Source organism: Telluria sp. LT1R51-2, assembly GCF_059685775.1.
This window is the reverse complement of sequence record NZ_JCASIM010000001.1, coordinates 2304547-2317601: the sequence shown is the minus strand read 5'-3', so window position 1 is coordinate 2317601 and position 13055 is coordinate 2304547. Positions and strand designations below refer to the sequence as shown.

Genomic DNA, 13055 nt, shown 5'->3' with positions numbered 1-13055 from the left:
CAGGAGTGCCGGAAAACGGCTTCAGCCGCGCTGAAGCCGCCTTGTATCAGCCAAGCTGGCGGGCGTGGAAACGCAGATGGTCTTCGACGAACGTCGAGACGAAGTAGTAACCGTGGTCGTAGCCTTGCTGGCGGCGCAGCGTCAGTGGCTGCCCGATACGGGCGCAGGCGCCTTCGAAGGCTTCCGGCCGCAGCTGCTCCGGCAGGAACTTGTCGGCCAGACCCTGGTCAATCAGGATGCCGGCCGGGAAAGGCGCCGTCTCGTGCCTTGCCATCAGCGCGCTGGCGTCGTATTGCTGCCAGGTGCTTTCATCCGGGCCCAGGTAGCCGCCAAAGGCTTTCACGCCCCATGGGCAGCGGCTTGGCGCCGCGATAGGCGCAAACGCCGATACAGAACGGAACAGATCAGGGTGACGCAGCGCCATGACCAGTGCGCCGTGGCCGCCCATCGAGTGGCCGAAGATGCCCACACGCGCCGGATCGGCCGGCAGCAAGTCCAGCACCAGTGCGTGCAGTTCGAGCAGGTAGCTGTGCATGCGGTAATGCGTCGACCATGGCGCTTCGGTCGCGTCGAGGTAGAAGCCGGCGCCGACGCCAAAGTCCCAGCTGTCGGTCTCGCCAGGCACATTGGCGCCGCGCGGGCTGGTGTCGGGCGCCACCAGAATGATGCCCAGCTCACTCGCCACGCGCTGCGCGCCCGCCTTGGTCATGAACGTTTCTTCGGTACAGGTCAGGCCTGCCAGGTAGAACAATACGGGCAGCTTCTTGCCGGCGGCTTCAGGTGGCAGGTAAACCGAAAACTTCATCGGCAAGCCGATCGCGCTGGAATCGTGCTGGTAGAAACGCTGCTCGCCGCCGAAGCAGGCGTGTTGGTTCAGGAGTTCGGACATCGTCATGTGGTGGACAGTGAAAGATGCGGCCAGTATGCCGCGTCCTGCGCCAGCATGCCAACTACACCAGTCCAATCGCGCCGAGTACTGCGCCAGCTGCCAGCATCCAGAGTATGTGCACGCGGGTGCGCCAGATGACGAGGCAACTTACCACCGACAGCAGCCACAACGGCCAACGGTCCGGATCGGTGCCCCCACCGGTGGCCAGCAGCCAGGCGGTCGACAGCAGCATCGCAATGACGAGCGGCGCCATGCCCTGCTTGAAGGCGCGCACGGCCCGCCGTTCGCGGTTGCGCTGCGCCCATTGCGCCACCTGATAAGTAAACACGGTCGACGGCAACATGATGCCGACCATCGCGATGACCACGCCGCAGAGCGCGGCCAGCGTGCTGCCGTTGTTCAGGCCGACGTTCCAGCCCAGCAGCGCCACGAACAGCACATTTGGCCCGGGCGACGACTGCGCCAGCGCAACCGAGTCGCCAAATTGCGCCGGCGTCAGCCAGCCCTGGCGCTCGACCAGGTAGCGCTGCATTTCGGATGTGGTCGAGATCGCACCCCCCAGCGACATCATCGACAGCGCCAAAAAGTGGGTGAACAGGCTGAGCCAGTCGTTCCAGGTGAATACCAGCTGCGGCGCGCTCATGGCTTGAGCCTGCGCCAGGCCAGCACGCAGCCCAGGCCGCCCAGGCCGAACACGACCGCTGCCAGCGGCACCCGCACCCAGGCCAGCAGCACGAAGCTGATCGCGGCGATCAGTATGCACGCCACGAGCGGCAGCACGTTCTTGCCCAGCGCGGCCGACATCTTCAGGCCGGTGGCCGCCACCAGCCCGGCGGCGACGGCCGCCATGCCGCGCAGTGCGCCCTGGACCGCCGGCACCTCGGCGAACCGGGCATACACCAGGGCCAGCGCCAGCACCACGAGCAGCGGCGCTGCCAGCAGGCCGGCCAGTGCACTCATCGCGCCGGCCAGGCCGAAGTGGCGCTGGCCGATCACCATCGCCAGGTTGCACACGTTCGGCCCCGGCAGAATTTGCGCGACCGACCATTCTTCGATGAATTCTTCGTTGGTCAGCCAGCGTTTGCGCTCGACCAGTTCGCGCTGGATCACGGCCAGCACGCCGCCAAAGCCCTGCAGGGCGATCAGCGTGAACGAGACGAAGAGGTCGGTGCACGACGCGGGCACGGGGTGCGCTGCGGCGGCTGCGCTTGGGGAGGGGAGGGGCGAAGGGCTCATGGCATTATTATCGCCGCTGCGCCGCGCGCACGCTTACCACGGGCAATGTATTCCCGTATTGATACAGGTTTGCCATTGACTTTACATCTGCTTGGCCAATAATCGTGGTGCATGACACATCCACCATCACCGGAGATCAGCGATGAACCTACTGCACACGCAAGACATCCATCCATGCGTTGCCAGCGCATCCGAACTGCGATCTGATGCCGGCCAGCGCGATGTCGTCACGCGCGGCATTGCCACGTTGGGCGAGCTCGGCGTCGTGCCGGCAGTCGAATACCTGAAGTCCAACGGTGTCCGGCCGAAGGTCATCGAGCGCGTTTTGCTTGAACCCGAACGGCGTCGCACGCTGGCATGATCTGCACAGCAGCAACGGCGCTGTCAAGGGTGCGACTGCCTTTGTTTGCGATCAATTTGCAGTTGTCACCGTCATTGCCTTCCCAATAGGCAAATTGTTGAAAGCCGCCCCGCAGGCCGTGTTCAGCCTGTCAAGCCCCCGCTTTTCCACATAGTTATTCACAGACTTTGTGGATATCCAGAAAAGGTTTATTTATCCGCGGCTGATCAAAGACACTTCAGGTCGGGCCTGATGCCATGCGCGGGCACCCATGAGCGTCGTGCGATTTAGCGCTTGCGGTGCGATACTGGACAAATGTACAGTATCGCTTTCTCCGTCTGCCGCCCATGACCACCGCCACCGCCGCGCCTGCCACTGAAGACCCGTTCGCCAGCTTGAATCCGGCGCAGCGCGCCGCGGTCGAACACGATATCGGCGTGGATGCGCCGCGTCCGCTGCTGGTCGTCGCCGGCGCCGGCTCCGGCAAGACCAATACGCTGGCGCACCGCGTGGCGCGCCTGATCGGGGCCGGCGCCGATCCGCAGCGCATCCTGCTGCTGACCTTTTCACGCCGTGCGGCGGATGAAATGCGCCAGCGCGCCAGCGGGGTTCTGCACCGGTTGTTTGGCCGCAGTGCGCCGGCGCAATCCCAGGCGCCGGTTGCGCTGCCCTGGGCCGGCACCTTTCACAGCATCGGCGTGCGCCTGCTGCGCGAATTCGCCGGGCGCATCGGCCTCGATCCGCAATTCACCATCCATGACCGGGGCGACGCCGAGGACCTGATGGGGATGGTGCGCCACGAAATCGGCCTGTCGCGCACGGAAAAACGCTTTCCCATGAAAGGCACCTGCCTGTCGATCTATTCGCGCGTGGTCAACAGCCGCGATCCACTCGATCAGGTTCTGCAGGCGTATTTTCCCTGGTGCGCCGAATGGGAAGCCCAGCTCAAGACGCTGTTCGGCGCATATGTCGACGCCAAGCAAGAGCAGAATGTGCTCGACTACGACGACCTGCTGCTGTTCTGGGCCGAAATGGCGGCCGACCCGGTGCTCGGGCTTGAGCTGGGCAGCTGGTTCGACCATGTGCTGGTCGATGAGTACCAGGATACCAACCGCCTGCAGGCCGCGATCATCACCGGCATGAAACCCGATGGCAGGGGTGTGATGGTAGTCGGCGACGACGCCCAGTCCATCTACAGTTTTCGCGGCGCCACCGTGCGCAACATCCTCGATTTCGCGGGCCAGTTTACGCAGCCGGCGCAGTTGATCACGCTCGAGCGCAATTACCGCTCGACGCAGCCGATCCTGGACGCGTCCAACGCCGTCATTGGCGCTGCGCTCGAGCGCCACGCCAAGACGCTCTGGACCGACAAGGCGTCGACCATCAAACCGCAGCTCGTGCTGATTCCCGATGAAGCCGAGCAGGCGCGCTGGGTCTGCAGCCGCATCCTCGAGCAGCGCGAAGAAGGCGTGCCGCTCAAGTCGCAGGCGGTGCTGTTTCGCGCGGCCAGCCACAGCGCTGCGCTCGAACTCGAACTCATGCGGCGTAACGTCCCGTTCGTCAAGTTCGGCGGCCTGAAATTCCTGGAGGCTTCGCATATCAAGGATCTGCTGGCGCTGCTGCGCTTTGCCCAGAACCCGAGTGGGCGCCTGGCCGGGTTCCGCGTGCTGCAACTGATTCCCGGAATCGGCCAGGCGACTGCCACGCGCGTGCTCGATGCGGTGGGCGAGAGCAGCGATGTCGCCGCCACGCTGGCGGCGTTTCCCGTGCCGGCGCGCTGCAGCGCCGAGTGGCAAACGTTCTGCGCAGTGTATGCGCGCCTGCGCACCCCGGGCCTGCGCTGGCCGCAAGACCTCGAGCTGGCGCGCGACTGGTATGCCCCACACCTCGAGCGCCTGCACGACGATTTCCAGGTGCGTGCGCTTGACCTCGACCAGCTCGTCGCGCTGTCGGCTGGCCATGCCAACCGTGAGAGTTTTCTGGCCGACATCACGCTCGACCCGCCCGAAGCGACGAGCGACCGCGCCGGCCCGCCACTGCTCGACGACGATTACGTGATCCTGTCGACCATCCACTCGAGCAAGGGGCAGGAGTGGAAGTCGGTGCACGTGCTCAATGTGGTCGATGGCTGCATCCCGTCGGACATGTTTACCGGTAATCAGGACGATATCGAGGAAGAGCGGCGCTTGCTGTACGTGGCCATGACCCGGGCCCGCGAACACCTGCACCTGATTGTGCCGAACCGCTTCTTCATCAAGCAGCAATCGAGCATGGGCGATCGCCACGTGTATGCGACGCGCTCGCGCTTCGTCACGCCCGTCATGCTCAAGCATTTTGAAGAATCTGCCTGGCTCAGTGCCGACAAGCGCGAACTGCGCACGCCGATGCCCGACAGCGTCCGCATGCTGGTGCGCGACCGGGCGCGCAGTGCGTGGAAATGACGATTGATCGCGACATGTTGGCAACTTATCCCCCATGTCACGGTTTTGTAGGAGTGCGCCGCACATAAACTTGTTGCCCCCATGTGGTGCATGTGCAAGTGGTTGATTTTATTGGAACAAATTTTTGCCTGTACAACGGGCAGTTTGTTGAAACCCGCATCCCGTCTGGCCTTGTGGCTTGTCAAGTGGCGCTTGTCCACACAGTTATCCACAATTCTTGTGGATAGCGTAAAACCTTGAACAAAATCAGCAGCTTAGAGCGTTGTGATGCTCATGAGCATGTTCCTTGTCACGCTGGATGGCGATTCATTCTTGTTAACATGGTTGTTTTTTTGTTAGTGCGCTCTATTCACTAATATGTTTGCTATCGAACAGTTGTGCCGCATGCTTCCCTTTATCCTTTGCCAAGTAATTTAACGATGCAGACAACGCTTTCCCGGCATTGTCTGCCTCTGCCGTCCTCAGGACGGTGACGAAATGGACCTACCGTTTTTTTCTGCCTGTCCATTTCCAACAAAGGATCCGTATGTCTTCAGCAGTTCCCCCGGCCGCCGCCCCGGCGCCACCCGATACCAAGGAAAGCCGCTTCGTCTTCAAGGTCGCCATCGTCGCCACAATGGGTGCGCTGGCGTTTGGTTACGATACCGGCGTGATCTCCGGCGCGCTGCCGTTCATGAGCGCGCCGCCCTCAAGTGGCGGCCTTGGCCTGACACCGCTGACCGAAGGCGTCGTGACATCCGCGCTCGTGTTCGGCGCTGCAGTGGGCTCGCTGATGGCAGGCACGCTGTCGGACCGCTTCGGTCGCCGCATGACGCTGATCTGGCTGGCGCTGGTATTCATGATCGGCGCGCTCGGCACCACCCTGGCCCCATCGGTGGAAGTCATGGTCGCCATGCGCTTCGTGCTCGGTCTGGCGGTCGGCGGTGCATCCTCCACCGTGCCGGTGTTCATTGCCGAAATGGCCGGCCCCAGCAAACGGGCAAGGCTGGTCACACAGAATGAACTGATGATTGTTACCGGTCAGTTGATCGCGTATGTGCTCAATGCGGTCCTGGCGCAGTATGCGAACTCGCCGGATGTGTGGCGCTACATGCTGGCCATCGCCGCCGTGCCTGCGCTGCTGCTGGGTGTGGGCATGATGTTCGTGCCACCATCGCCACGCTGGCTGGCGAGCAAGGGTCGGATGGAAGAAGCACGCGCCGTGATGCAGCAGATTCGCTCCAGCGACGAGCAGATCGAGCGCGAGATGGCCGAAATGACCAAGCTGAACCAGATCGAGCACGAGCAGGCCGGCTGGTCCGCCGTCATGGGCACGCCATGGATCAGGAAATTGCTGTGGCTGGGGATCGGCCTGGGCTTCATGGCCCAGTTTACCGGCGTGAATGCATTCATGTACTTCACCCCGATCATCCTGCAATCGACCGGCCTGGGCACGAATGCTGCGCTGACCGCGACCATCGGCAATGGCGTGGTCGCGGTGATCGCCACCTTCATCGGCATCTGGCTGATCGGCAAGCACGGGCGTCGCTCGATGTTGCTGTCGGGCCTGTCGGGCGTGGTCGTCATGCAGTTTGCGCTGGGTGCCGTGCTGCTGTGGATGCCCGATGGCATCACGCGCAGCTATGCCGCGCTGGCCTGCATCCTGTGCTTCCTGTTGTGCATGCAGATGCTGATCGCGCCGGTGTACTGGCTGCTGATGTCGGAGCTGTTCCCGATGCACCTGCGTGGCGTGCTGACCGGCACCGCCGTGGCATGCCAGTGGATCTTCAACGCGATCGTGGCCTTGCTGTTCCCGCTGGCGCTGGCGCAGTTCGGCAGTACGACGTTCTTCCTGTTTGCCGCCATCAATGTCGGCTCACTGATCTTCGTTGCGCTGCGCCTGCCGGAAACCCGTGGCCGCTCGCTCGAAAGCCTGGAAAAATATCTGGAAAAAGAACTGACTCCGCGCGCAAAGGCGTAAGGTCGAGCGAAGAGGGGGGCGGCATCAGGGCACCAGCCTGACCGCTCCCTTGAGTCGTTCGAGTTCATGCAGAAAACGTTCGCAGGCCAGCTTCGGCGGCCACGGTTCCCATGGCGCGCAATCGTAATAGTGCGCCAGCGGGTCTTCCGGCAGGATCGCCGCGCGGATCTTGAGCGTGCGCCGGACCTCGTCGGCCGACCAGCCTGCCACATGAACTGCTTCGCTGGCTGCGGCCAGCCGGTCGGCCTTCTTGTGCGCCGCGTGCGATTTCGCGTCCCACGCCGGCAAGCCATAGCGCAGGAACACCACGTGTTCCAGGCGCTGTGTCAGCGCGCGAAAGGCGTCGCCCAGAAACGGCTTGATGACCGAAATCGCATCGAATCCCAGCAAGCCTTCTTCGGCGTCGTGCAGCAGCTCGCGCAATTCGTCGAGCGGCGACAGCGTCGGGGTGGCCGCGCGCCGCAACAGCATCACGCTGATCGAATGCTGCGCGACCGACAGCGGCAACGGCCACGCCGAGTGGCCACCCCAGCGGTAGGTGCGGGCCAGCCCGAGCGCCAGGTCGGCATCGTCCCAATCGAAGGGTGTAGGGTCCAGCAGGTCGAGGCGCCGGCCCGATGGCATGCGGACCCAGGCGCGCGTTGTCGTGTCCACCATGGCACCGGGTGGGGACGGTAAAGAGCGGTTGTGCATGCGGCGATTTTACACACCGCCTCTGCCATGCTGCGCATCATTGACCGGGCAGCGGGCAGCGGGCAGCGGGCAGCGGGCAGCGGGCAGCGCAATGTAGTGGCGATCTTGCCCGACACGCCCGTTCAGTCGGACGGGTCGAACCGCAAGAAATGGGGGTGTGCCGGAACGACGCCGGATGGCCAGATGGGGTGCCGTGGTGGCAACGTGTTTCATTGACCGACGTCAAGACACAAAATTAGGTTTCGCTAACAAAGCGGTAACAACGAATTGAGGCAGCGAAATTTGCCTGAAGTAACGCGGCGCACGTTAGCGAAAATCATTTCGCCATGACGGGTGATGTGAAAATTGTTGTTGTCATTACACGACAGCATATGAAATGGGTGAGTGTAAATATCTTGATTGTTAATTTTCGAGGATTTTGAAGGGGGGGCGACGGACTAGGATAGCGGTGTTGCATATTATTTCGACCCCATGATTGATACCGCTTTATTACTTGAGTTGATGCAGGCCAGAGACGCGAACCAGTGGAGCGCCTCCCTGTACAAACTCGCGCGGACATTGGGGTTCGATCAGGTGCTGTTTGGTCTGGTCGGTTCGCGTCACGCTCGCTTCGAGTCGGCCTTTTTGCGCAGTAACTACGCCGACAACTGGCGCGAGCGCTATGACCGCAATGGTTTTGCCTACGTGGATCCGACGGTTGCCCACTGCCTGACGAGCACGCTGCCGATGGTGTGGGAGCCGGCGCTGTTCGCCTCCGGCACCCGGCAGGCGGGCTTGTACGAAGAAGCCAGTGCGCATGGCATCCGCAGTGGCGTGACGTTGCCGGTGCACGGTCCGCAGGGCGAGTTCGGGGTACTCAGTTTTGCGTCCGATGCGCGGCCCGATATTGCCGCCGAGCGCGCCGTGCTGGAGGCGCTGCCGATGCTCGCGCTGGTGCGCGATTACGCGTTTGCGTCGTCGCAGCGCTTTCGCGATGAGGGCGTACGGCCCGAAGAAGGCCGGGGCGCCGCACCGCGCCTGACCAAACGCGAACTCGAAGTGCTGCAGTGGGTCATGGCGGGCAAGTCGTCATGGGAGATTGCCCGCATTACCAATTGCTCGGAAGCGACCGTGAACTTCCATCTGGCGAATGTGCGTCAGAAGTTCGACGTGAACACCCGCCAGCAGGCAGTGGTCAAGGCCATTGGCCTTGGATTGATTACCCCTGAAGATCACCATCGCTGAGCTTGCCATTGACATACATGCGCAGCAGGATCGACACGGGCGTCGGGATGGCCAGCCCGGTCTCGAAGCGGGAACCGCTCGACTGGGTGACGCCGAAGCGGCCCCAGAATTTTTCCTGGCTCTCGCGCTTGGTGATGCGCAGGCGGCGCAGTTCATGCGGCGCCATGCGCACGGCGCCGGCGGCCTGCATGACCTGGTTGGCGTGGTGGTCAGCTGCCAGGGCGTTGGACATCAGTTCGATTGCCATGATGATTCCTTTCAGGAAGGTAAAGCCAGTACGTCGGAAACTGCATAACCAAAAGTATTGCACCCCCGACATTACTCGCCACCTATCAGAGCTGATAGTACCCACGCTACCCGATTTGCATGACGGTTCTATGCACAGTGCATTTCTTAACGACCGTACGTCAATCCAGGGAGGGGTAAATGAGCATGCATATCAGGATCGCGCCGCGCCGCGCCATTCCATCGAACGAATTGTGCGAAATGCACTTGTTGCGCGCACGGGTCTTTCGCGGGCGACTCGGCTGGGAAGTCCCTATTTTGTCGGGCATGGAGATCGATGGCTACGACGCCCTCGAGCCGCGCTACATGCTGATGCGGGACGACGACACGCTGCGCGGCTGCTGGCGCCTGCTGCCCACCGAGGGGCCATACATGCTCAAGGATTCGTTTCCCCAGCTGCTCGATGGGCAGGCGGCGCCGAGCGACCCGCAGATATGGGAGCTGTCGCGCTTTGCGCTGGAAACCGACGGCGTGGCCGGTTACGGTTTTTCGGCGATGACGATGGAGTCGATCGCTGCCATCATCGACGACGCCCACGAGCGCGGCTTGAAGCGCTACATCACCGTCACGACCACGGCAATCGAGCGCATGCTGCGTCGCGCCGGCGTGGTCATCACGCGCATCGGCGCACCGCAGACGGTCGGGATCGAGCAGGCCGTGGCCCTGTATGTCGAGATCGCGCCGACCTGGGACGCCCTGTTTGCGACGCGACTCGTATCGTGACGGGGGGCCGCCACCGTCGCCACTGGGAGGTGCTCGCGTGAGCGGCGATGTGTTGCTTGCGTGCCTCATCGGCGCGGTGAACGGGCCTGGGCCGCGCCGGTGCACCGATATACTCACATCGACTCTTACTAACAAGCGGGGCATGCAGCGCCCGAAAGGGGAAGCATGAAGCGATCAGCCTTGCGTGGCGCGCGCGCCATCGAACTTGCCGCGGCGCGCGTCAGCCGCCCCATCGTGCTGTGGGGCGGCGGGGTGTTACTGGCGCTGGCAATCGGCATGCTGCTGCATGCGGTGGCCAGCGCCGCTGTCGAGACCGACGCGCGGCGCCGTTTCGACAATCTGGCGCGCGGCGCCCAGGAGCGTCTTGACAACGCCATCGCCTCGTACGCCCGCGCCGTGCGCGCGATGGCGGCACTGCATGCAGCCGGCGGCGGCAGTGCGGTGCCCGACCGCGCCTCGTTCCACCGTTATGCAGCGGCGCTCGACCTGCCCAATAATTATCCGGCGATCGAAGCGCTGACCTTCGCCACGCGCGTGCCCGATGCCGGGCGTGCCGCCTTCACTGCCGCCATGCGCGCCGACCGCAGCGTCGATGCGCGCGGTTACCCGGATTTCCAGATATTCCCGGCCGGGCGCCGCCCGTGGTACGAAGTCGTGACGTACCAGTACCCGGCCGACAAGCCGACCCGGCGGCTCGGCTTCGACATGGCGTCCCGCCCGCTGGTCGCGCGGGCGCTGTCCCAGGCGCGCGACAGCGGCACGATGGTCGCGTCGGGCCAGCCCGTGTTCCTGCCCGACCCGGTTCCGCACAATGCCCTCGGCATGCGCCTGCCCGTGTACATCGGGGGCGTGCTGCCGCTGGGCGTGGCCGAGCGCCGGGCGGCCTACCTGGGCTCGTTCGGCATCTTCTTTTCGGTGCAGGAACTGGTACGCAATGCGCTCGCCTCGCTCGAAGCGCAGCCGCTGCGCGTGAGCCTGTACGGTACCGGACGCCGCTACACCGGCCAGCCGGGCGCGCCGGCGGCGGGCGACATCCTGCTGCATGGCGTGGACGTGCGCCGCACCGCGCTCGATCCGGCGCTGCATTTCGTGTCGGTGCTGGGCGTGGACTACGTCGGCAACGGCTGGAAGGCCCACTTCTCGGCGCCCAGGGAAGAAATGCTGGTGGGCGTCGACCGCTTCGTACCGCTTGGCGCGCTGGTCGCCGGCTTCATCGGCACGCTGCTGATGTACGGTTTGTTTCTGGCCCAGTACCGCTCGCGCCGCGCCGCCGACGAGCAGCGCCTGCTGCTTGACACGGTGCTGGACAATCTCGACGCCGAGGTCTACCTGAAGGACGGCGCGCGCCGCATCCGCTATCTCAATGCCAAGGGCGCGGCGCGCCTCGGGCGCCCGGCAACCGACCTGATTGGCCGGCCCGATACCGAGGCCATGGACGCGGGCCAGGCCGCCGCCACCTGGGAGCTCGATCGCGCCGTGCTGCGGGCTGACCGCCAGAGCAGTGCGCAAGTCGCCCAGGCCGGTCCGGATGGTGTCACGCGCCAGTTGTGGAGCGTGCGCGTGCCGCTGCAGGTCGACGAAGAGCGCGCCGTGCTGTGCGTGTCGACCGATGTCACCGAACTGCATCGCCTGAAGGCGCGCGCCGACGCGGCCAGCAAGGCCAAGAGCGACTTCCTGTCGAACATGAGCCACGAGATCCGTACGCCGATGAACAGCATCATCGGCATGACGCACCTGGCATTGCAGGCCGCGCCTGACCCGCGCCAGCGCGATTACCTCGAAAAGATCTACCACTCGGGCCAGCACTTGCTGGGTATCATCAACGACATCCTCGACTTTTCCAAGATCGAGGCCGGGATGCTCGAACTGGCCACTGAACGCTTCATGCCGGACGCGCTGATGCGCAACGTCGAGGCACAATTGGGCACGGCAGCCGCCGCCAAGGGTCTGGGCTTCGACATCGAGATCGCGCCCGAACTGATGCGGCCCCTATGCGGCGATTCGCTGCGTCTCGAACAGGTGCTGCTCAATTTCGCCGGCAACGCGGTCAAGTTTGCCGAACGCGGCCGCATCACGATGCGCGCGCGCCTTGCGCATGCGTTTGGCCCTGAAATTCTGGTCCGCTTCGAAGTCGAGGACCGCGGCATCGGCATCACGCCGAACGCGCTGCAGCACCTGTTTGCGCCGTTCCAGCAGGCCGACCAGTCGGCCACGCGCCGTCACGGTGGCACTGGCCTGGGTCTGGCCATCAGCCGTCAGCTGGCCGAGCTGATGGGCGGTGAGGTCGGCGTGACGAGCACCCCTGGCGTGGGTAGCATCTTCTGGTTCACGGCGCGCCTGGCGCTCGACGATGGCGCCGGCGCGCGGGTGGGCGGTGGCGCCAGTTCCGGCCTGGGCGCGGCGCCCGCGCCGGCCCAGGCACGCCTGGACGGCTGCGCGGTGCTGCTGGTCGAGGACAACCCGTTCAACCAGCAGGTCGCGCGCGAACTGCTCGAACTGGCCGGGGCCGCCGTCGTCGTGGCTGGCAATGGCGAAGAGGCGCTGGCGGCGATGACCAAGGCGCGCTTCGACTGCGTGCTGATGGACGTGCAGATGCCGGTGATGGATGGTCTCGAGGCGACGCGCCGCATCCGGCGCGATCCGCGTCTGGCCGATACGCTGGTGGTGGCGATGACCGCCAATGCCGGCCTGGACGATCGCGCGCGCTGCATGGCGGCGGGCATGAACGAATTTCTGGCCAAACCCGTGGTCCCCGAACTGCTGGCCGCCACCATCGCGCGCTGCCTGGGGCGCACCACGGCGCCCGTGTCGGACGTCGCCGTCAATCTGCCGGCCGCCATGGCGCCGGGCAGCGCGGTGCTGGATCTGGCGCTGCTGGCGGCCACGGCCGGTGGCGACACGGAACGGATGCGCAAATACGCGTTCCTGTTCCTCGACACCACGCGCGAGAATCTGGCCGGCATCGACACGGCATTGTTGTGCGGCGACCTGACCCACACCGCGAGCCTGGCCCACCAGCTCAAATCGGCCGCCCGTGCGGTCGGTGCCACCGCGTTCGCCGCCATTTGCGAAGACCTGGAAGCGCAGCCGGTGCGTGACCTGCGCGGGGGCGGCACGGCGCAGGCGCGGGCATTGACGGCGCGTCTGCGCGCGCTGCTGATCCGCATCGAGCGCGAGGTATCGGCGCAGTTCGGTGGCCGCGCCAGCGACGGGCGTTGACAGGCCGGTTTGGCCCTACCGCCGGGGGGCCAAACGCGGTATGCT

The 13055-nt window shown here is 64.5% G+C and carries 11 protein-coding genes; 6 read left to right on the top strand and 5 right to left on the bottom strand.

Annotation, left to right across the window (positions count from 1 at the left end; all coding sequences use genetic code 11):
- Positions 1-46: 46 nt before the first annotated feature.
- From fghA to AC56LH_RS10100, 3 genes are all read right to left on the bottom strand, one after another.
- Positions 47-889 (bottom strand): S-formylglutathione hydrolase, encoded by an 843-nt coding sequence (fghA, locus tag AC56LH_RS10110; RefSeq protein ID WP_499645818.1) that lies wholly within the window; start codon positions 887-889, stop codon positions 47-49.
- Between the two features lie 61 nt (positions 890-950).
- Positions 951-1532: a chromate transporter gene (locus tag AC56LH_RS10105; protein ID WP_499645817.1), complete on the bottom strand. Its 582-nt coding sequence runs from the start codon at positions 1530-1532 to the stop codon at positions 951-953.
- Positions 1529-2125, bottom strand: a complete 597-nt coding sequence (locus AC56LH_RS10100) for a chromate transporter (protein WP_499645816.1) — start codon at positions 2123-2125, stop codon at positions 1529-1531. The genes AC56LH_RS10105 and AC56LH_RS10100 overlap by 4 nt, the downstream gene beginning before the upstream one ends.
- A gap of 142 nt (positions 2126-2267) precedes the next feature.
- On the opposite strand from AC56LH_RS10100, the gene AC56LH_RS10095 reads away from it, so the two are divergent.
- The 3 genes from AC56LH_RS10095 to AC56LH_RS10085 all read left to right on the top strand — a co-directional run bounded on the left by AC56LH_RS10095 (position 2268) and on the right by AC56LH_RS10085 (position 6866).
- Complete coding sequence (locus tag AC56LH_RS10095) at positions 2268-2486, top strand: hypothetical protein (RefSeq protein ID WP_499645815.1); 219 nt, start codon at positions 2268-2270, stop codon at positions 2484-2486.
- 326 nt (positions 2487-2812) lie between these two features.
- Positions 2813-4906, top strand: coding sequence for an ATP-dependent helicase (locus tag AC56LH_RS10090; protein ID WP_499645814.1), 2094 nt, complete (start codon positions 2813-2815; stop codon positions 4904-4906).
- Positions 4907-5432: 526 nt separating this feature from the next.
- Positions 5433-6866 (top strand): sugar porter family MFS transporter, encoded by a 1434-nt coding sequence (locus AC56LH_RS10085; protein WP_499645813.1) that lies wholly within the window; start codon positions 5433-5435, stop codon positions 6864-6866.
- 24 nt (positions 6867-6890) lie between these two features.
- On the opposite strand, the gene AC56LH_RS10080 is transcribed toward AC56LH_RS10085, so the two are convergent.
- Positions 6891-7523, bottom strand: a complete 633-nt coding sequence (locus tag AC56LH_RS10080; RefSeq protein WP_499645812.1) for a phosphohydrolase — start codon at positions 7521-7523, stop codon at positions 6891-6893.
- Positions 7524-8030: 507 nt separating this feature from the next.
- Between AC56LH_RS10080 and AC56LH_RS10075 the strand changes: the two genes are divergently transcribed.
- Positions 8031-8783 (top strand): helix-turn-helix transcriptional regulator, encoded by a 753-nt coding sequence (locus AC56LH_RS10075; protein WP_499645811.1) that lies wholly within the window; start codon positions 8031-8033, stop codon positions 8781-8783.
- On the opposite strand, the gene AC56LH_RS10070 is transcribed toward AC56LH_RS10075, so the two are convergent.
- Complete coding sequence (locus AC56LH_RS10070; protein WP_332530918.1) at positions 8758-8973, bottom strand: helix-turn-helix domain-containing protein; 216 nt, start codon at positions 8971-8973, stop codon at positions 8758-8760. The genes AC56LH_RS10075 and AC56LH_RS10070 overlap by 26 nt on opposite strands.
- A 236-nt stretch (positions 8974-9209) precedes the next feature.
- Here AC56LH_RS10070 and AC56LH_RS10065 point away from each other — a divergent pair, with 236 nt between their 5' ends.
- Positions 9210-9791, top strand: coding sequence for an acyl-homoserine-lactone synthase (locus AC56LH_RS10065; protein ID WP_499645810.1), 582 nt, complete (start codon positions 9210-9212; stop codon positions 9789-9791).
- 165 nt (positions 9792-9956) lie between these two features.
- Positions 9957-13010 carry a CHASE domain-containing protein gene (locus AC56LH_RS10060; RefSeq protein ID WP_499645809.1) on the top strand — a complete coding sequence of 1018 codons (3054 nt, stop codon included), beginning with the start codon at positions 9957-9959 and terminating at the stop codon, positions 13008-13010.
- The last annotated feature ends 45 nt before the right edge of the window (positions 13011-13055 follow it).